The organism is Inquilinus sp. (genome assembly GCF_057815775.1).
Genome location: NZ_JBYRFX010000328.1, coordinates 1 through 19,677 on the forward strand (window position 1 = coordinate 1; position 19,677 = coordinate 19,677).

Annotated in this window: 19 protein-coding genes; 6 read left to right on the plus strand and 13 right to left on the minus strand. The window is 69.4% G+C overall.

Annotated elements, in window-relative coordinates; genetic code table 11:
* From AC3XYG_RS11710 to AC3XYG_RS11730, 5 genes are all read right to left on the minus strand, one after another.
* A partial coding sequence (locus AC3XYG_RS11710; RefSeq protein WP_489140008.1) for a flagellar hook-basal body complex protein occupies nt 1-792 on the minus strand: 792 nt, incomplete at its 3' end.
* 90 nt (nt 793-882) lie between these two features.
* Entirely contained in the window at nt 883-1,863 is a 981-nt protein-coding gene (locus AC3XYG_RS11715; protein ID WP_489140009.1) for a flagellar motor protein MotB, read from the minus strand.
* Between the two features lie 2 nt (nt 1,864-1,865).
* On the minus strand, nt 1,866-2,732 hold the full coding sequence (gene motA / locus AC3XYG_RS11720; protein ID WP_489140010.1) for a flagellar motor stator protein MotA: 867 nt from the start codon (nt 2,730-2,732) through the stop codon (nt 1,866-1,868).
* A gap of 30 nt (nt 2,733-2,762) precedes the next feature.
* Entirely contained in the window at nt 2,763-4,328 is a 1,566-nt protein-coding gene (locus tag AC3XYG_RS11725) for a hypothetical protein (protein ID WP_489140011.1), read from the minus strand.
* Between the two features lie 52 nt (nt 4,329-4,380).
* Nucleotides 4,381-4,986 carry a hypothetical protein gene (locus tag AC3XYG_RS11730; RefSeq protein WP_489140012.1) on the minus strand — a complete coding sequence of 202 codons (606 nt, stop codon included), beginning with the start codon at nt 4,984-4,986 and terminating at the stop codon, nt 4,381-4,383.
* A 140-nt stretch (nt 4,987-5,126) separates the two neighbouring features.
* Between AC3XYG_RS11730 and flgF the strand changes: the two genes are divergently transcribed.
* From flgF to AC3XYG_RS11755, 5 genes are read left to right on the plus strand one after another with little or no spacing between them, the layout of a single operon-like run.
* Complete coding sequence (gene flgF, locus AC3XYG_RS11735; RefSeq protein WP_489140013.1) at nt 5,127-5,858, plus strand: flagellar basal-body rod protein FlgF; 732 nt, start codon at nt 5,127-5,129, stop codon at nt 5,856-5,858.
* 25 nt (nt 5,859-5,883) lie between these two features.
* On the plus strand, nt 5,884-6,669 hold the full coding sequence (gene flgG, locus AC3XYG_RS11740) for a flagellar basal-body rod protein FlgG (protein WP_489140014.1): 786 nt from the start codon (nt 5,884-5,886) through the stop codon (nt 6,667-6,669).
* Nucleotides 6,670-6,671: 2 nt separating this feature from the next.
* Entirely contained in the window at nt 6,672-7,334 is a 663-nt protein-coding gene (gene flgA / locus AC3XYG_RS11745) for a flagellar basal body P-ring formation chaperone FlgA (RefSeq protein WP_489140015.1), read from the plus strand.
* A complete protein-coding gene (flgH, locus tag AC3XYG_RS11750; protein WP_489140016.1) occupies nt 7,331-8,059 on the plus strand; it encodes a flagellar basal body L-ring protein FlgH in 729 nt (242 codons plus the stop codon). The genes flgA and flgH overlap by 4 nt, the downstream gene beginning before the upstream one ends.
* A gap of 8 nt (nt 8,060-8,067) precedes the next feature.
* Entirely contained in the window at nt 8,068-8,523 is a 456-nt protein-coding gene (locus AC3XYG_RS11755) for a flagellar basal body-associated FliL family protein (RefSeq protein WP_489140017.1), read from the plus strand.
* A gap of 15 nt (nt 8,524-8,538) precedes the next feature.
* On the opposite strand, the gene AC3XYG_RS11760 is transcribed toward AC3XYG_RS11755, so the two are convergent.
* The gene (locus AC3XYG_RS11760) at nt 8,539-9,180 is read right to left on the minus strand and encodes a flagellar hook assembly protein FlgD (protein ID WP_489140018.1); all 642 of its coding nucleotides are present in this window, start codon (nt 9,178-9,180) and stop codon (nt 8,539-8,541) included.
* A 13-nt stretch (nt 9,181-9,193) separates the two neighbouring features.
* On the minus strand, nt 9,194-10,444 hold the full coding sequence (locus AC3XYG_RS11765; protein ID WP_489140019.1) for a flagellar hook-length control protein FliK: 1,251 nt from the start codon (nt 10,442-10,444) through the stop codon (nt 9,194-9,196).
* A 540-nt stretch (nt 10,445-10,984) separates the two neighbouring features.
* Between AC3XYG_RS11765 and AC3XYG_RS11770 the strand changes: the two genes are divergently transcribed.
* Complete coding sequence (locus tag AC3XYG_RS11770; RefSeq protein ID WP_489140020.1) at nt 10,985-11,518, plus strand: Ros/MucR family transcriptional regulator; 534 nt, start codon at nt 10,985-10,987, stop codon at nt 11,516-11,518.
* Between the two features lie 14 nt (nt 11,519-11,532).
* Here the strand turns inward: AC3XYG_RS11770 and AC3XYG_RS11775 are convergent, their stop codons facing one another.
* From AC3XYG_RS11775 to AC3XYG_RS11800, 6 genes are all read right to left on the minus strand, one after another.
* Entirely contained in the window at nt 11,533-12,369 is an 837-nt protein-coding gene (locus AC3XYG_RS11775) for a hypothetical protein (protein WP_489140021.1), read from the minus strand.
* 232 nt (nt 12,370-12,601) lie between these two features.
* On the minus strand, nt 12,602-14,032 hold the full coding sequence (locus AC3XYG_RS11780; protein WP_489140022.1) for an aldehyde dehydrogenase family protein: 1,431 nt from the start codon (nt 14,030-14,032) through the stop codon (nt 12,602-12,604).
* Between the two features lie 174 nt (nt 14,033-14,206).
* On the minus strand, nt 14,207-16,195 hold the full coding sequence (locus AC3XYG_RS11785) for a DUF5107 domain-containing protein (protein WP_489140023.1): 1,989 nt from the start codon (nt 16,193-16,195) through the stop codon (nt 14,207-14,209).
* A 151-nt stretch (nt 16,196-16,346) separates the two neighbouring features.
* The gene (locus AC3XYG_RS11790; RefSeq protein ID WP_489140024.1) at nt 16,347-18,170 is read right to left on the minus strand and encodes an RICIN domain-containing protein; all 1,824 of its coding nucleotides are present in this window, start codon (nt 18,168-18,170) and stop codon (nt 16,347-16,349) included.
* A 68-nt stretch (nt 18,171-18,238) separates the two neighbouring features.
* Nucleotides 18,239-19,126 carry a carbohydrate ABC transporter permease gene (locus AC3XYG_RS11795; RefSeq protein ID WP_489140025.1) on the minus strand — a complete coding sequence of 296 codons (888 nt, stop codon included), beginning with the start codon at nt 19,124-19,126 and terminating at the stop codon, nt 18,239-18,241.
* Nucleotide 19,127: 1 nt separating this feature from the next.
* On the minus strand, nt 19,128-19,677 hold a 550-nt coding region (locus AC3XYG_RS11800), incomplete at its 5' end, for a carbohydrate ABC transporter permease (protein WP_489140026.1).

Here is a 19,677-nt window from a genome sequence, read left to right on the forward strand (position 1 = left end):
GTCGAAGGTGAAGCCGCCGAAGCCGGTGGCCGTGGCGTTGCTCCAGCTCGCCGGCTGGCCGGCATTGGCGCCGCTGTCGTTGAAGGTGACGTCGACGCTGCCGAACTTGTTGCCGGCGGCGTTGCTGACGGTCAGCTTCCACTGGTTCTTGGTGGTCGAGGGCTGCCATTCCATGAACAGCCGGTCCGAGGTGCCGAGCGGCGAGAAGAACTCGGCCGAGGTCTTGAACGGCACGGTCGGCGCGTTCGGGCCGGTCTGGTCGGCCGGCAGATTCCCGCTGAAGCCGATCTTGGTGGTCGGCTGGCCGACGGCGGTGACGTTGTTGACGTTCACCACCCCCAGCGACCCGATGCCGTCCTGGTCCACCGGGCCGATGCTGCCATCCGCCTTGGCCGGCCAGCCCAGCAGGTAGTAGCCGGCGGTGTTGCGCAGATTGCCGTTCTCGTCCGGCAGGAACGACCCGGCGCGGGTCAGCGCGGTCTTGGCCGTCGCATCACCGGTCGTCGAATTGCTCACCAGGAAGAAGCCGCGGCCGGAGATGGCGAGGTCGGTGGTGTTGGTGCCGGGGCCGATGATACCCTGCTTGCTGATCTGCAGCCGGGCATTGGCCGAGACGCCCCCTGCCGCGTAGGAACCGCCGGCCGAGGGCGTCACCAGGGTCGAGAAATCGACGCTCGCCCGCTTGTAGCCGACCGTGCCGCTGTTCGCGATGTTGTCGGAGATCGACGACATCCGCGCGCTCTGCGAGAACAGGCCCATGACCCCGGCCTGCATGGCGCTCTGAATGCTCATCTCTCGCTCCTCGACTGGTCCGGACGGGGTCTTCCGAATCCCACTCTAGCGAGGATTGCTTAAGGACTGGTTTCCGGCCGAGTCCTTGGCCTAGGCCGCGCGCAGGATGGTGATGCTGATGCGGCGATTGCGCGGGTCGGCCGGGTCCTCCGGCAGCAGGTGGACCCGGTCGGCCAGCCCCTCCACCCGGGCGAAGCGCGCCTCGTCCACCCCGGCCGCCGCCAGCCCGCGCCGGGCGGCGTTGGCGCGGTCGGCCGACAGCTCCCAGTTGCCGTAGCCGGAGCGGCTGGCATAGGCCCGGCCGTCGGTGTGGCCGCTGACCGCGACGGCGTTGGGCAGCCCGGCGATCGCCTGGCCGACCAGCTGGATCAGCCGGGCGCCCTGGGCGCTGATCCGGCCGGAGCCGACATCGAACATCGGCGCCTGAGACCGGTCGGTCAGCTCGATCCGCATCCCCTCCTCCACCATCTGGATCTGCACGTTGTTCTGCAGCGCGCTGAGATCGAGATCGGCGACGATCCCGGCCTGGATGCGCTGCTGCACCGCCGCGAAGCGCGCGCCCTCGCCCGTCGGCGTGATCTCGGCGCTGCCCATCGCCAGCCACGGCCCGGCATCGCGATAGGGCGCGAGTTCGCCCTGGCCCTGGCCCGGGCGCGATCCGATCGGCACCAGCTCGGCCGGTTCGGCACGGGCAGTGCTGCCGGCCGTGGTGCCATCATCGCCCTTGTGCCCTGCCGCCTGCGCCGGATCCGGCGTCGCCCCCTGGCCGGAGAACACGTCGCTTTCCGGCCCCTCCTGGCTCGAGGCGAAGACGCCGTTGGCGCCGTCCAGCACGCCCTCGCCGCCGCCCGAGGCCTGGCTGGCCATCGGGTTGAAATACAGCGCGATGGCGTCGCGCTGCTGCTCCGTGGTCACGTTCAACAGCCACATCAGCAGGAAGAACGCCATCATCGCCGTCATGAAATCGGCGAAGGCGATCTTCCAGGCGCCATGGCTGGCATGATCGTCATGGCCGCGGCCGCGGCGGCGCTTGATGATGATCTGCGGCCGGGCCTTCGGTGCCGTCGCCATGGTCAGGCCACTTCGCGGACCGGGCTCCGGGTCGCGTCCTCGACCTCGAAGAAGCTCGGCCGGATGTCGGAGGTCAGCACCTTGCGGGCGTATTCGACGCAGATCTGCGGCTGGTAGCCATGCAGATAGGCCGAGAGCGCCGAGCGGATGCAGATGAAGTAGTTCACCTCCGCCTCGCGCTGGGCGGCGACGTAGCTGGCCAGGGGCCCGACCAGGCAATAGGCCAGCAGGATGCCGGAAAAGGTGCCGACCAGGGCGCCGCCGACCATGTGGCCCAGCACCTCGGGCGAGGAGTTGATCGCCCCCATCGCCTTCACCATGCCCATGATCGCCGCGACGATGCCCAGCGCCGGCAGGGAATCGGCCGCGGCCTGCAGCGCCCGCGGTGCCTTGGACAGCTCGCGCGCCAGCGTCTCGATCTCCTCATCCATCAGCGCTTCCAGCTCGTGCGGGTTGCGGGTGCCGAGCTGGATCAGCCGGAGATAGTCGCAGGCGAACTGCACCGCCCGCCGGTTGCGATGCACGGTGGGATAGCGCTGGAAGAAGCCGCTGTCGGCCGGCGCGTCGAAATCCTTCTCCAGCTCGTTGAAGCCCTTGGCCCGGCCGGTGCGCAGCACGGTGTAGACCATGGCGAGCAGGTCGAGATAATCGGCCTTGGAATAGGGCCGGCCGCGCAGCAGCGACCCCAGCGACCGTGCGGTGTCGACCAGCACCGTCTTCGGATTGGCGATGATGTAGGCGCCGATGGTGCCGCCGATCACGATCACCAGCTCCCAGGGCTGCCACAGCACCAGCAGGTTGCCGCCCATCGCGGCATAGCCGCCGATGACGCAGACGGCGACGACAACGAGCCCCACGATCACATTCATCTCTGGTCGCCTTTCTTGTTCCCGTGCCGCTCAGCCACCAGCATCGGACGCCCCCGGTTTGTCGGGACCGAACACATCGTCAAAGGTCGCCAGCACCCGGGCGGCCTCCTGCAGCGCTGCCAGCCCGGCCTTGCGGTCGGCCTTGATCGACGGCGTGGCGCCGCGCACGCTGGACAGCAGGCGGGCCGCGCCGCCGCCCAGCTGCTGGCCGAGCGCATCCGCCGTATTGGCATCGCCGGCCCGCAGCGCCGCCGCAGCCCAGCGCATCCGTTCGGCCGGGGACAGGGTTCCGTCCGCGGCATCGACCGCCGCGAAGCCGGCCTGGGCGCCCGCCCAGTCGCCGCTGGCGAACAGGATCCCGGCACGGGCCCGTGAGGCTGCGGCATCCTGCCGGCCGGCGATCGCCTGCAGCGCCCCGGCGCGGTCGTCCAGCCCGGCCAGCGCCCGGGCGCGCAGCCCCGGCACGGCATCGCCGGTGGCGCCATCCAGGACGTGCAGCGCCCTTGTGTAGTCGGCGCGGTCGAGAGCGGCGGCGGCCAGCGCCGTCGCGCCATCGGGCGTGCCCAACGCGATCGCCGCCCGCATCGCGTCCTGCGCAGCCAGGCTCAGCCCCGCCGCCTGAAGGATCCGGGCATAGCGCAGCGTCCGCGGCCCCAGCACCGCCGGGTCGCCCTCAGCGGCATAGCGGGTGTGGATGCCGACCAGGGCGGCCAGGGGCAGGTCCTGCCGTTCGGCCCTGTCATAGGCGGCATCCAGGGCGGCCTCGAACCGCCGGCGCCAGCCTTCCGCCTCCGCCCCGTCGCCGGCCAGCCGGGCCAGCCGCGACAGCGCGGACAGCTCCTGCCCGGCATCGCCGCGACGGCCGGCGAGGTCGAGGCGCAGATGCTGGGCCCGGATCTCGATATCGCCGCCGCGCCAATCCGCCACCAGGCCGTCCAGGGCATCCGACGCGGCGTCCGGCGTCATCCCGCCGTCCTCGACCATCTGCAGCCGGGCCCGAGCCGCCCAGGGGCCGGCAGAGCGGGCAGCATCGGCGAAGGCCGCCGTGGCCTCGTCCGGCTCCAGCCGCGCCAGGGCCAGTAGGCCGCGCAGATAGGGCACCGCCGCGGCATCGACCCGCCCCGGCGCCACCATCGGCTCCAGCCGCTCCCGGGCTGCGCGCGCCGCCGTGCCGTCGAGGCCGCGGATCGCCGCCTCGGTCAGCCGCGGCAGCAAGGCCGCCTCCAGCGCCGGGCCATAGGCGTGGATCCGGTCCAAGCCGCGGGCGATATCGCCGCGGTCGACCGCCGGCGTGCCCTGGGCCAGCCAGGACAGGGTGGCGAAGGGCGGCCAGTCCGGATGCTCCCGCGGCCCCGCCGCCAGGATCGAGGAGGACGGCAACGGCCGGTCGGCCGCCAGCGCCGCCGCCTCCTGCAGCAGCAGCGCTTCGGCGCGCCGCAGGCCGTCCAGTGCCGCAGCAGCATCCGCGGCGTCCTGGGCCTCGCCCCACTCGCCCCAGGCCAGATAGAACCGCGCGGCATCGATCAGCGCCGCCTCGCCGCGCTCGCCGGTCAGGCCGAGGCGGCCGGTGGCGTAATCCGGGCCGCGCCATGCCATCGGCTCCAGGGCCGGAACGCCGGCCAGGCTGGGTGGTGCGACCGCTGTCGTCTCAGTCTCCGGTGCAGGGGCCGGGGTCGGCGCCACCACCGGAGTGGCAGGCGCGGCAGCCGCGACCGGAGCCGCAGGCGGCTGCGACGGCGGCGCGGCGGTCCGGCGCGCGGATCCGCTCAGCATCGTTCTCCGGGGCAGCGATTGGTGCCGCCACCACGGCAGGCGCGGCAGCGGCCACCGCCGGCTGGCCTGCGGGGCCAGGCCGGCGTACCGGCAGCGGCGGCATGTGAAGACTTCCCGGGCCGGCGCTGATGTCGAACAACAATAGGCCGCCCTCCTGCCAGGTCCGCATCTCGGCGGTGCAAGGCACCGACACCATGAGGCTGCCGTCGGCATCGATTTTCACATCCGCCAGCCGGCCGGAGGGCAACCGCCCCGCCGCGGCCATGTCGCCCTGCCATGCGGCATCCACCCCGCGCAGCACGACGGCGCAATGCGCCCGGTCGCGCTCCGCCGTCACGGTGATAGTGCCCGGACGCACGGCGATGCGGGAAAAATCGGCATGGTCGCCGAAGCTGACCCGCACCGGCGCGGCCGCCGCAAACAGCGGCGCCAGGGCGATCGGCGCGCCCAGGGCGATGGCCAAGCCGGTTTTCGCTCGCACGCGGCAGCTCCCGTCAGCGGCACGGCGAAACCAGTTCTTAAGCATCGCCGCCTAGGATTCAAAAGCACTTAAACGATGTCTTGATCTTAATTCAAGAACTCGTATAGCAATCATTACATCGGATTTGCCGCGGGGAGGCCATGGAAAACGTCACCTATGTCGGCCTGTCATCCGAGGTCGCGCTGCGCCGCCAACTTGAGGTGGTCGGCAACAACCTGGCCAATATGAGCACGGTCGGCTTCAAGGCCGACCGCATGCTGTTCGACACGGCGCTGGCCCAGACCCGGCGCGATCCGGAAGGGCAGGTCGCCTTCGTCCTCGACCGCAACACCTACACCGATTTCTCCGAAGGCGGCCTGAAGCGGACCGACAACCCGCTGGATGTGGCGATTTCCGGCGACGGCTTCTTCCGGGTCAACACCCCCAATGGTCCCGCCTATACCCGCGACGGCCGCATGGCACGCGATGCCGAGGGCCGGCTGGTGACCCTGTCCGGCGCCCCGGTGCTGGACGATGGCGGCCAGCCGATCGCCATCCCCGACGACGCGCAATGGATCCAGGTCGCCGGTGACGGCTCGATCACCGCCGACCGGCAACAGATCGCCCGGCTGGGTGTCTGGTCCTTCGACGACCCGCGGGTGCTGAGCAAGAGCGAAGGCCTGCTGTTCACCGCCCAGGACGGCGCCCAGCCCACCCGCAACCAGGACGCCAGGGTCGAGCAGGGCATGGTCGAGGAATCGAACGTCAACGCGATCCTGGAGATGACCCGGATGATGGACGTGACCCGGGCCTATGAGCGGGCCGACCGCCTGGACACCAATGCCGACGGGCTGATCCGTGATGCCGTCACGCGCCTCGGCCGCGTGGCCTGAGGCCGGACATGAGGGGGAGCACGAGATGAAGGTTCTGGGGATCGCGGCGACCGGCATGGCGGCACAGCAGCTGAATGTCGAGGTCATCGCCAACAACATCGCCAATATGAGCACCACCGGGTTCAAGCGCGCCCGGGCGGAATTCCAGGACCTGATCTACCAGAGCCAGCGGCGCCAGGGCGCGATGTCGTCGGATGCCGGCACCATCGTGCCGGCCGGCGTCGAACTCGGCCTCGGCGTCAAGCCGGCGGCGGTGACCCGGATCAACACCCAGGGCACGCTGACGCTGACCAACAACAAGCTGGATGTGGCGCTGGAAGGCCGCGGCTATCTCGTCGTCACGCTGCCCGACGGCACCGAGGCCTACACCCGCGCCGGCAATCTGCAGAAATCCGCCGAAGGCCAGGTGGTGACGGTCGACGGCTACGAGATCTCACCGGGCATCGTCATCCCCGACAATGCGCGCGACATCGTCATCAACCGGTCGGGCGAGGTGATGGCCTATATCGACGGCCAGACCGACCCGCAGACGCTGGGCCAGCTCGAACTCGCCAATTTCGTCAACGAGGCCGGGCTGGAAGCGCTGGGCGACAATCTGTTCCGCGAGACGCCGGCCTCCGGCCAGCCGCAGCGCGGCGTGCCCGGCACCGACGGCTTCGCCACGCTGCGCCAGGGCTATGTCGAGGCCTCCAACGTCAATGTCGTCGACGAGATGACGGCGCTGATCACGGCGCAGCGGGCCTATGAGATGAACTCGAAGGTGGTCCAGGCCGCCGACCAGATGTCGCAGACGGCGACCAACATGCGATGAGCATGATCCGGCACCGCCTCGGCCCTCTGCTGGCCCTGATCCTGCTCGCCCTGCCCGCCCCGGCCCCGGCGGCCGATCCGGAAGCGATGATCGCCGACGCCATCGCCCTGCGCTGGCCGGACCAGACCGGCGGCATCGGCGCCCTGGCCGTGCGTTTTTCCACCGCGGCGCCGGTCGAGGCGGCGGCGGTGGAGACCATCCTGTGGGATCCGCGCTCCGGCGGCTTCGACGCGGTGCTGAACCTGGGCAAGCGGCTGATGCGGGTGCAGGGCCTGGCCCGGATGGAGGCCGAGATCCCGGTGCCGAGACGCCGCATCCAGGCCGGCGAAACCATCGCCGCCGACGACCTGACCCCGCAGCGGGTTCCCGCCGCACGGCTGGACGGCATCCTGACCGATGCCGGCCTCGCCGTCGGCAAGGAGGCGCGCCGCGCCCTGGCGCCCGGCCGGGCGATCCCGGCGGCATCGCTGGGCGACCCGCTGGTGATCCGGCGCAACCAGGAGGTGATGATTTCCTACGCCAGGGGCGGCCTGGCCATCACCGCTCGCGGCAAGGCGATGGGCGACGCCACGCTCGGCGCCCCGGTGCGGGTGGCGCTGTCCACCGGCGGCACGCCGATCGACACCGTCGCCACCGCCGAGGGTCGCGTGAGCGTCGGGCCATGAGACGGCGCCAGCTCGCGGCTCTCGCCCTGCTGCTGCTCGCCGGCTGCACCCGGATGGGCGAGATCGGCCAGGACCCGGAGATGAGCGGCATCGGCGACCGCGCCGACATGCCGGAATCGCGGCTGGTGTCGCTGCCGATGCCGCCGCCGACAGCGGTGCTGCAGCAGAAGAATTCGGTCTGGCGCATGGGCGCGACCAGCTTCTTCGGCGACCAGCGCGCCGCGCGGGTCGGCGACATCCTGACCGTGCTGATCGACATCCGCGACGAGGCCAAGCTGCGCAACGACACCCAGCGCCAGCACCAGGCCACCGAGTCTGCCGGGCTGTCGCATCTGTTCGGGCTGGAATTCCTGTTCGACGACATCTTAGGCAGCGGCGTGCAGGCCGACAAGCTGGTCGGGATCAGCACCGATTCCAAGACGACCGGCACCGGCCAAGTGAACCGCAACGAGCAGATCCGGCTGAAGCTGGCCGCCATCATCACCGAGGTGCTGCCGAACGGCACGCTGGCCATCGTCGGCCGGCAGGAGATCCGGGTGAATTCCGAATTGCGCGAGCTGCGCATCGCCGGCGTGATCCGGCCGCAGGACATCACCGCGACCAACACCATCGGCTACGACCATGTCGCCGAGGCCCGTATCTCCTATGGCGGGCGCGGCGTCATCACCGACGTGGAGCGGCCACGTTATGGCCAGGAGATCTACGACCTCGTCATGCCGTTCTGAGAGGCCGGATGAAGACGACAGGCCTGCGCCGCCAGCTGTTCGGCTTCGCCGTGGCCGGCGCCTTCATCGCGGGGCTGGCCGCCGGCTGGTGGTGGCATGCGGCGGGGCCGTTCTCCGGGCCGCCGCTGCAGCACGGCGCGCCCGGGCCGGTCGATGCCGGGCAGTTCACGGTGCCGGCCCCGGCCGGCAGCGACGGCCGCCTCGGCTATCTCATGGTCACGCTGACGCTGGGCGCGCCGGACCAGGCCGGCGCTGACGCCATCGCCGCCAACCTGCCCCATGTGAAGGACGCGGTGGTCGAGGCGATCCTGGCCCTATCGCCTGGCTGGTTCGACGGCACCGAACTGCGCACCGACCGCGCCGAATCCGACCTGCGCCTGCTGATCAACCGCAACCTCGGCATGGACCGGGTCAGCCGGGCCACGCTCGACACCGTCCGTCGGCTGCCGCGCAACACCGGGTAGGCGCCCGGCGGTTCGCTAGCCCGACACCTTGAGCACGTCGGCAGAGCGGACCTGGCCGCCGCCCTTCAGCACCAGCACGGCGCCGGCGACATCGGGCGAGAAGATCACCTCCTTCACCGTGTCGGTCACCACGACCACGGCGTCGACCTTGTCGCCCTTGTCGGTCTTGGCCACCGCCTCGACCTGATAGGTGCCGGCCGGCGCCTTGGCGCCGTCATCCTGCGTGCCGTCCCAGGTGATCTCGTGCCGGCCCTCGGCGGTCTCGCCGTCGATCCGCTTGATCACCGTGCCGTCGGCCGATTTGATCTGGACCTCGACTGTCTTCGAATCCTTGCCCACGGCATAGGCCAGCGCCGCGCTCTTGCCGTCGAAGGAGAACTTGTCGGTCTGCGCCTCGACGGTGCGGCCGATATAGGCCAGGTCCAGCCGGTTGGTGTTGCCGCCGGTGGCGTCGACCAGCTGCGTCAGCCCCTTGTTCGCATTCACCAGCTGTTCGACCTGGCTGAAGGTGGCGAGCTGGGTGACGAACTGGGTCGCGTCCATCGGCGACAGCGGATCCTGGTTCTTCAACTGCGCCGTCAGCAGCTTGAGAAAGGTCTGGTAGTCCGAGGTGGTCTTCGGGACCGGGGGCGTGTTGCTGACAGGATCGGTCGCCATGACAAGGAGTCCTTCACACCAGGATATCGAGGCCCGTCCGCGACCGCGGCAGGGGGGGTTCGGCCAGAGAAGCGCTAGGGGCTGTCAGGCCACCGCCGGGAGAGACTGCCCGTTCCGCTGGCGCCTGGGGCTCCCGACCGCGTCCCTCGCCCCGTCCGGCCTCACCCCGCAGGGCGAATTCCAGGCCGCGGCGGCCGAGATCGACCCCGGCATCGGCCAGCGCCTTCTCCAGCACCCGAGCCTCCGCCACCAGCAGATCGAGCGTTTCCCGGCGATCAGCCGTGATCCGCGCCCGGCCGCCGTGCTTCTCGGTCTCGATCGCGATTTCCACCCGGCCCAATTCGTGCGGCACCAGATCGACCACCAGCCGCGTCGGGGCGCCGTGCAGCCCCTTGGCGAGCGTCGCCGCGATCTGCAGCGCCGGGGCCGGTGGCCGCGGCTCGGGGGATGGCGCGGTGAGCGACGGACGCGCCGGCTCCAACCCACCCGCCAAGCGTGATGCGGCAGCCGGCTCGTGCAGCGCCATCGGCGCGGCTGAATCATTGCCGATGGCAACGGCCCGGCGACCCACCGGGGGCTCTGCCGTGCCCGCCACGGTCACGGGGCCAGGACGGGCCGCATGCGGGGCCTGAGCCGCCGCCTTGCGCGTCGCTTCAGCCACGCCCGGTTCCGCTGCCGGTGCATCGGGTGCCATCTCAGCCTGCGAGGCCACGCCACCGGCAAGCCGGCGCAGGGCGGCTGGCTGCTCCGGCAGCATCACGGCGGGCTGGACCGCGTCCAGGAGCGGCGATGCCGCGACGGCTGCAGTTCCGCGCGGCACCATGGTGCCGGGGGCCTCCGGCAACGGAGCGGCGTCGTTCCCCTCCTCCGCACCCGCAGACCGCATCCCAGAGATGAGCGTCGAAGCGGGTGCCGGACCATCGTGCGGTATCGGGCTGACAGGCTCGGCCGCGACGGGTCCGGTCTGGAGCGCAGCCGCCGGTGGTGTACTGCCGGCGATCGCGACAATCGCGGGGGCTACCTCTGCCTCCGCCGATCCCTGCGCCGCTGGCGGTGCAGAATTCAACGGCAGCATCCAGGGAAAGACCGCGGGGATAGCCCCCCGGCTTTTTCGGATCGAATTCATGGCCGGGTCCACCGCCGGCCCGGCGTCGACCGCCATCAGGGCGTCGAACAGCGGTCCCACCGGGCGCCGGCCGGGCTGACCGGCAAAGGATTCAACCGCCGCCGGGGCAATCTGCGCGGCCAGGGGGTTTGCGACCATTCGTCCCGGATACAGAAGCTGCGGATGGGCCCATCATCTTAGCGGGGGAATGCCTAAGATCTGGTTACGTGCCGGCCCATGCCCCAAGAACCCAATCCCTTGAATCGCAGCAGACCATGGATTCGATCCTGGGGCGCAGGCCCCGGGAACCATTGGCCGTGCCGTTCGTTTCCCGCCAACCGCAATGCTGCTTTCGGGGTTGCGGCGGAGATCAGGGGCGCCCCGCCTCGGCGGCCGTCACCGGTCTCGACCCGAATTGTCTGGCGAATCCCTGGCGCCGCGTCATTTCCAGGGAAACAGAGCAAGATTCGCAAAAGGATAGAGAAACAATTGTTCTCACTTCCGATTATATTCCGAAGGCGAAGCGGCCAAAGGGAAAGAGTCACAGGATCGAAAACTTTTTTCTGAATCCCACGGAACCTTAAGGTTGTTCTTGGCTTGTAGCATTTGGCAGTGTGAGAGCAGTCTCGACAGCCACGGCGATCACTCGCGACGACCTGCGATGCGTTGCGATCAACAGGACTTGGAAGGTAAGGCGCGATGTCCACGCTGAGCGAGAACGAGATCCTCAAATTCACCAAGGAAATCATCGTGGCCCACGTGTCGCACAACACGGTGGACAGCGACACGCTGCCGGACCTCATTCGCAACGTCCATCTGTCGCTGATCGAAGCGCGCGGCACGCAATCCGCGCGTGAGCCGGAGGTTCCTGCGGATGCCGAGCACGAGCCGGCGGCCGATGTGGTGCATGAGCCGGATGGCCGGACGGCGCCGCCGCCCCGCCTCGCCGTCGCCTCGACCCCGGCGGTGCCGATCGCGGAGTCGGTGACGCCGGACTACATCATCTGCCTGGAGGACGGCCGGCCGTTCAAGATGATGAAGCGCTGGCTGCGGGCGACCTACGGCATGACACCGGAGCAGTACCGCGCCAAATGGAACCTGCCGGCGGATTATCCCATGGTCGCGCCGAACTACGCCCGGTCGAAATCGGTCTATGCCAAGGGCCAGGGCCTGGGCACCAGCCGGCTGCGCCGCAAGGCTGGCAAACGCCAGGCAAGGCGCGCCGAAGGCTGAGGCACAGCGGCCTCTCAGGCCACGGCGGCAGGGTTTTCGGGCGCAACCGCGGACAGCGGCAGGATATGGCCGCCGATCGCAAGGCCTGACGGCACAACACCGCCGTCCAGCAGCAGGGCGCGGCCGTCGCCGTCGATCAGGAAATCCAGCGCATGGAGCATGTCGCCGTCCCGGTCGGCCAGCCTCCCCTCGCCCCGCATCCGGTCGGCCAGCAGCGTCGCGCCTGCCAGGGCCGCGGTCTTGCCGCCCCGATCGGCCGCGATCGACGCGCCCGGATGGACCAGCGCTGCCGCGGCGACGCCGTCATGGCCGAGATAGATCCGCCAGATTTCCGGAACCACATGGCGCTCCCCCGCAATCCTGCGGGCCTCGACCCAGGGCCGCAGCCAGGCCGTGACGCGCGGGTGTCGCCACAGCAGGGCCTTTCCCGCCAGCCGGCGGTCGCGGAAACACGGCATGATCCGGCCGCCGAACACGGTGTAGCCCCGCTCCAGCCCCACCGGACGCCGGCCAGCCAGCACCGCCCGCCGCGTCAGGTCGAGGCATCCGACATCCCAGCGCAGGATGGTGCCGGCCGGGGCATCCTGCAGCATCGCGGCGAGGCGTTCGACGGCGGCCTCCCCCTCGGGGCTGACCGGATCCCCTGGGACACCTGATAGGGCGATGAAATCGGCGGTGGCGATGTCGCCGAGCCGTTGCGCCGGCACGGCGGCGACGCCCGCGGCGGCAGCCAGGGCCAGCCAGCCGCCGAGGCCGGCAGGATCATGCCGCTCCTCGGCCCATGAGACCGCGACGACGCGCTCACGGGCCGGAGGGTGGAACAGCGACGTCAGAGCCAGTGTGAGAGACACGCTCGACCTCCAGCACCCCTTCACTCCGACGGCCAGCTCGCCATCGGGTGTGCCGCAAGGATTCGCAGCACGTCCAGGTTGCAAGGAAGGATACGCTTAAATTCCTGCGAAATGGTTTCGTTTTATTCGTCTTGAATTGATATAAAATTATCTTCGTTGCCGAAACGCGCAGCCAAAAAGGCAGAGCCGGAGCCTTGCCGCGGAGCGACCGCGACAAGGCTCCGGTGAGGACTCAGGCGGCCTCGTAGCCGATCACGCCCTTGATCTCAAGGAAATCCTCGAGGCCGAATTCGGCGTATTCACGGCCGTTGCCCGACTGCTTGTAGCCACCGAACGGCGCGCCGGTGTCCCAGGCGGGGTAGTTGATGTGGACATTGCCGGTGCGCAGTTGCGACGCGACCTTGCGTGCCCGATCCAGGCTGCCCGACTGGACATAGGCGGCCAGGCCGTAGACCGTGTCGTTGGCCAGATCGATCACCTGCTCCTCGGTCTCGTAGGTCAGGATCGACAGCACCGGGCCGAAGATCTCTTCCCGCGCCACCGACATCTCGGGCGTGACCCGGGCGAAGACGGTCGGGCGGATGAAGTAGCCGCGGTTCAACCCCTCGGGCCGGCCCGGGCCGCCGGTCACCAGTTCCGCCCCTTCGGCGATGCCGGATTCGATCAGCTTCTGGATCTTGTCGTACTGCACCTGGCTGACCACGGGCCCGAGCATCGTGCCTTCGGCATCGGCCGGGCCGACCTTGAAGGTCTCCGCCGCCGCCTTGGCATAGCCGATCGCCTCGTCCTGCTTGTCCAGCGGCACGAACATCCGGGTCGGGGCATTGCAGGACTGGCCGCTGTTGCCGAAGCAGCCGGCAACGCCCTTGGTCACCGCCCGCTTCAGGTCGGCGTCGGCCAAGATGATGTTGGCCGACTTGCCACCCAGTTCCTGATGCACGCGCTTGACCGTGTCGGCCGCCGATTTGGCGACCAGGACGCCGGCGCGGGTCGACCCGGTGAAGGACACCATGTCGATGCCGGGGTGGCTGGAGATGGCGGCACCGACCGTCGGCCCGTCGCCATTGACCAGGTTGAACACACCCTTCGGCACGCCGGCCTCATGCAGGATCTCGGCGAAGATGATGGCGTCGAGCGGCGCGATCTCGCTCGGCTTCAGCACCATGGTGCAGCCGGCGGCCAGGGCCGGGCCGACCTTGCAGGTGATCTGGTTCAGCGGCCAGTTCCATGGGGTGATCATGCCGACCACGCCGATCGGCTCCTTGACGATCAGGGTGGTGCCCTTGATCCGCTCGAACTCGAAATTCTCCAGCGTCTCGATCATCCGGGCCAGATGCGCCTCGCCGGCGCCGGTCTGGGACTCCAGCGCGAACTTGCGCGGCGCGCCCATCTCACGCGACACGGCCAGCGCGATGTCGGCGGCGCGGCTCTTGTAGACCTCCAGGATCCGGCGCAGCAGGGTCAGGCGCTCCTGCCGGCTGGTGCGGGCGAAGGCCGGGAAGGCCCGCTTCGCCGCCGCCACCGCGCGGTCGACATCCGCGGCCGAGCCGAGCGAGATCTGGGCAAACGCCTCCTCGGTCGACGGGTCGATCACATCGAGCGTCTTCGGCGTGATCGGGTCGACCCATGCGCCGTCGATATAGAACTGCAATTCGTGCGCCATCAGAACCTCGTTCGGTCACGGGGCGGAGGGGGGCCCGGGGCCCGGCCCTCCGGTCGCAATGCCATCGCCACGGCACATGCCGGACATGACAGCCGAACCAGACGTTAGAGCAGTGCCGCGCGGTGGGGAAGCGCCGGCAGGTGATCGACGGCCATGCAGACGCCGGCGGCAGGGTCAGCCGTCGCCGCGCATGCGGAAGTCCAGATGATAGGGGATCGGTGCCGCGGCCAGCGTCGCCTCGGCCTCTGCCGCGGTCGGCGCCCGGCCCAGCCGCCACTCCGCCTTGGCCAGCTGCAGCCGTTGCCACAGGTCACCCAGCAACAGCTCGCCCTCGCGGATGGTGGCAAAGTGGTGGTCGAGCAGCACCTCGGCCTGGTCGAGATCGCCGGCGCCGAGCGCGATCTGGGCCCGGGCCAGGCGGATGCGCTCCTGCGCCGCCACACCGGGCGCCAGGCCGTCCAGGAAGGTGGCCAGCGCGGCCAGGCGCCCTGTCCGCTGCAGCCATTGCACGATCTCGACCGCCAGCTGCGGCGGCGCCGTGCCCATGCCCCAGGCGCGGAGATACAGCCACTCCGCCTCGTCCTCATCCTCGGCCAGCAAGGCGAGGTGCCGCAGGGCCAGATGCGTCTCGCGCAGGCTGAACGATCGCGTGAATCCGGCGCGCGCCGCGTCGCGCTCGTCGCGGTCCAGCGCGATCACCGCCAGCGCCAGCGCGTGCAGCCAGGTCTCCCCCTGAACCTCGGCCGACCGGCGCAGCGCGTCGCGCCACAGGTCGCTGGTGACCCAGCTGTCCGGCAGGCACTCCAGCGCCGCCGGCGAGAACCGGCCGGTGCGGGCGAGGTCGTCCCAGGGCGCGCCGGCGCCCGGCTCGACCGCGAGATCCAGCCCCGGCGCGATCGGCCGGCCGGTCAGCGCCTCATGCAGCCCGCCCCAGGCCGCGCCGGCCTGCAGCCGCCGGGTCACCGACCGTCCGGCCTGGGCCCGCAGCCAGCGGTCGGTGCCGTCGAGATCGGCGGCCGGGATGCGCGCGTCCAGCACCGCGCGGGCGGCGTCGCAGGCCTTGGCATAGTCGGGATCGTGCGCCCGGGCCGGGTCGACCGCGGCCGGGGCGTAGCACTCGGTCCATTCCAGCGACGCGCCGGGGCCCAGGATGAATTCCTGGTTCTGGGTCGGGGCGATGCCGGACTGGATCTCGACATACTCCCCCTGCCCCGGCCGCGACAGGAACTCCATCCAGTGCCGGCCGCCGGCATTGGTGCCGAAGAAGAACATCTTGCGGCCGCGCATCTCCGGCGTCGCGGTCTGCAGCAGGCCATGCCCGTCGGGGCCCAGCGAGGCCAGCCAAAGCCGGTCGGCCTCCGGCTGGCGGAAGAACACCGAGGTGGCATCGGCCCAGAGGCCCGGCCGGCTGCCGTCGAAGCCATGCGCATCCGGGAACGGGAAGCGTTCCAGGTGATTGTCCGGCAGCACATGCTCGATGCCGTAATCGGCGGGGCTCAGCACCCGCATGCCGGGGTCGTAGGGCACCGCGACATTGGTCCACCAGTAGCAGGCCACGTCGTGCGGGTTCGGGTTGACGATGCGGCCATGCACCCACAGCCGGTCCTCGCCTTCGGGCAGGAACAGGTCGATCTGCCAGGCGGCCTCGCGGATGCGGTCGAATTCGTACAGGCGCAGAATCGGCCCGCGCTCGGTCTCGACCACGCCTGTGAAGACCGGGCTGCAGGTGAACGGGCTGTGGCCGGGGATCAGCCCGTTCCATTCGATGCCGCCGGAGAACCAGGCATTCAGCGCCGCCAGGTTGGCCGGCTGGAACACCGGATTGCGGAACAGCAGGTCCCGGCCGGTCGCCAGGTCGGTCAGCGAAAACAGCCGGCCGCCGAGCTGCGGCAGCACCACCGCCCGCAACCGGCCGTTGTCGATGACCACGGCGTCCAGTTCGCCCGGCGCCTGGGCCCGGTCGTAATCATCCTGCACCTGATAGGGCAGGATCGAGGCGGCGCCCCAGAGGAAAGCGTGTTCGACCTCATCCGCCGCCAGGTTCGCGGCCGGCGGCGCCGGCTTGAACGGCGTCGGCTGCTGCCAGCGGAAGGCCGGCAGCGGGTTGGCGGCGCCAAGCCGCGACACGGGAAGGGACAGGGCCTCACGGCGGATCTCGGTCATGGTACGGTCCGGGGGAATTCGGGAGTCTCAGGGATGTCGATCGAACGATCCGTCATCGCGAGCCCCGATAGGGGCGTGGCGATCCAGCGGCTCGATCTCTGGATCGCCACGGCGCTTCGCGCCTCGCGATGACGGTTCAGGGCGGGTCAGCTCACCAGCGCGCCACTTCGAAGGTGAATTGCTGGTCGTCCTGCTGCCAGACGGGAAGCCCCGGCCGGGCCAGATCGTCGGCCGTGCGGGCGCGGTCCCAGCTACGCATCGGCACCGTCGCCAGCTGCCGATGCCACAGGTTCAGGGCCAGGCCGCTGTAGCGGTTGACGATGCGGTAGCGGCCGGTGGCGACGCTGCGGCCGGAGGAGGAGTCGACCCGCGTCACCGCCTCGATCGACCACTGCTGCGCCAGCGCCGCCGGTGTCCGTGCATCCGTCTCGCGGTTGACCAGGCCGGCCGCGGCGCCCCAGGCGCGCGATGTGGTCGCCCCACCGGAAAACGCCGCCCCGGGGATGCCCAAGTACAACGGCCGGGAGGCAGACCGGATGCGGTAGAAGCCGTCGCCGGTCGGTTCGACCAGCCATTCCCGGCCATTGCGCCACGGCCCCCGGCCGCCGAGGTCGAGGGTGTCGGGCGACCGGCCGGCGGTGCGGATCATCACACGCTGGCCGGCCTCGGCCGGTGCCGGCGCGGCGCAGGCCTCGCCATCCCCACAGGTAATCGTCACCGGGACGTATTCGGCGTCATAGGTGGTGCACTGGACGCTGCAATAGGACCGGAACAGCTTGCCGGTGATCCGGCCGGTGGTCCGGCTGCCGTCTTCGACCAGCCAGCGATACCAGGACCGGCTCTTGGCGTAGCCCGGCAGCGGCCCGATCTTGGTCCACTTCTCGGTCGCCAGATCGTCGGTGGCGTAGAACACCAGCGGCCCGAGCGTCGATTCATAATCCGGCAGCGTGCCCTGCTCCGGCGTGCCGATGTATTTCCCGAGATAGGCGTTCCAGGTGATGTTGATGACGCCGAGCGGCGAGTTGTCGTAGTGCAGCTGGTCAGCGGTGCCGGTCTTGGCCGGGTCGTATTCGACCGCGCCGTAGCCGGTGTCGCCCGCCTTCTCAACCGGGACCAGGTTGCTTTCCCGGCCCGCCAGGCCCGGCTCGACCCATTGTCCCTTGTAGTATTTGCGCCAGGAGTCCGGCGCCATCTTCGCGCTGATCGGCGCCCGCGCCACATGCTGCCATTTGTGGGCGCTGAAGCCGCTGGGCTGGCCGGGCGTGGTGTTCATGATCCGGCTGAAATAGAAGACATAGAAATAGCCGGAGGCGTAATCCACGAACAGCCGGGGGTCGCCGTCGCCATAGTAATAGGTGCCGACCTTGCCCGGATCCTGCGGGTCCACAGTGTTGTAGATGCCCTTCATGCCGAAGGGCGATGTCAGGATCGGGCCGAGGATGGTCCAGCTTTTGCCGCGGTCCTGCGACCGGGCATATTCGATGCCGTCATAGCGCGGCTTGCCGCCGAACAGCTCGTCATGGATCAGCCCGTACCAGTCGCCGGTGTCGGGGTCGATCCAGATCCCGGTCATGATGCAGAAGTTGTTGTAGGGGTAGCCGGACTTGTAGTCGCCGTTGGCCTGCTTCTGGTTCGGCGTCTGCAGCGACAGCGGGCTGTTTTCGCAATAGCCGGTGGTGTTCTGCACCGTGATCGGGTCCAGCGCCGCCATCGCCTTGGCCGAGACGTCGTCGATGTCGGTGCCGGTGAAGAACCGCCAGCTGTGGTCGTAATTGCTGGGGTCGTAGCGGTCGTATTGCGACAGCGCGTCCTCGTAGAAGAACTTGCCGTCGCGGTCGACGATCAGCGTGCCCGGGGAGTCGAACTGCAGGCTGAACGACACCGGCGCCGCCGAGGACAGGCTGAACGACCGGTCCGGCTGCGCCTGGGCGGCAGCCGGCGGCGCCAGGGACATCAACGCCAACGCGGCGAGCACAGAGGGTCCGGCAAAAAACCGACGAGCGGCTCTCATGGCACTCTCCTGTCTGGGACGCGGAAAGGGAATTACTTCAGGCTGCCCATGGTCAGTCCGCCGATCATCTTCTCGGACAGGAGAAGGAAGACGGCGATGGTGGGCAGCATGACGATGGTGACGCCGGCGAACAGCCCGGCCCAGTCGCCGCCCGAATACTGCATCGCGTTGATCAGCGAATAGATGCCGAGCGACAAAGTGCGGTTTTCGGGGCTGTTCAGCAGCACCAGGGACAGCTGGTATTCGTTCCACAGCCCGATGAAGTTCATCACCGCGACGGTGACGATGCCGGGCATGCCGAGCGGCAGCATGATGTGCCAGAACACGCGGATGTCGTTGCAGCCGTCGATGATCGCGGCCGATTCCAGCTCCGACGGCAGCGAGGAGAAGAAGCCGGTCAGGACATAGACGGTGAACGGGATCGACAGGGCGATGTAGACGATCGACAGCCCAGTCAGCGTGTCGGCCAGCCGCAGCCAGGTCATGATGACGAACAGCGGCACGAACAGCAGCGGGATCGGCACGCCCATGCCGATGATCATGAAGTTGGTCAGCGCCTCCCGCCCCTTGAACCTGGCGCGGGCCAGCACGTAGGCGGCGGGCACCGACACCACCAGCAGAAAGAACACCGACAGCGCCACGACATAGACGCTGTTGAGGAAATAGTCGCCGAAGCGCCCGGCGACCCAGACCTTCTGATAGTTCGCCAGCGCTGGTTCCAGCGGCAGCGACCAGGGCTTGCCGAACAGGTCGCGGTTTTTCTTCAGCGAGGCCAGGACAATCCAGACCACGAAGAAGACGGTGAACAGCGACCAGCCGCCGACCACGGCATAAGCGAAGATGCGGCTGCCGCGGGCGTTCAGCCGGCTCAGCAGGCGGCGGCGGGACGCGGCTGGACGGTCCAGGGTGACGGCGGCCATGTCAGTACTCCACCCGGTCGCGGCGCAGCATCAGGCGCAGGACGAGGACGGCGGCAACGGTCATCGCCAGCATGACGACGCCGATCGCGGTGGCGTAGCCGAGCGCATAGACCGGCTCGCGCTGGCCGAAGCCCATGATGTAGAGGTAGATCGAGGTGGTGTAGAGGTGCTGGTCGATGTTCGGGCCGCCGAAGGCGTAGGGGAACTCCATCGCCTTGATCGCCTGGATCGTCCACAGCACGAAGGCGATCACCATCACGTCCCAGATCATCGGCACGGTGATGAAGCGGAACATCTGGAACTGGCTGGCCCCCTCCAGCTTCGCCGCCTCGTACATGTCGGCCGGGATCTTGTCGGCCCCGGCCAGGATCAGGATCATGAAGAAGCCGGAGGACAGCCAGACCATGCCGGCCAGCATCGACCAGAACACGTTCTCCGGCGCGGTCCAGGCGATCTTCGCCAGCCCGTCCAGCCCGATCGCCTTCAGCGCGTTGCTGAGCAGGCCGTAGCGCGGCATGAAGACGAAGGACCAGAAGGTGGTGATCGCCACC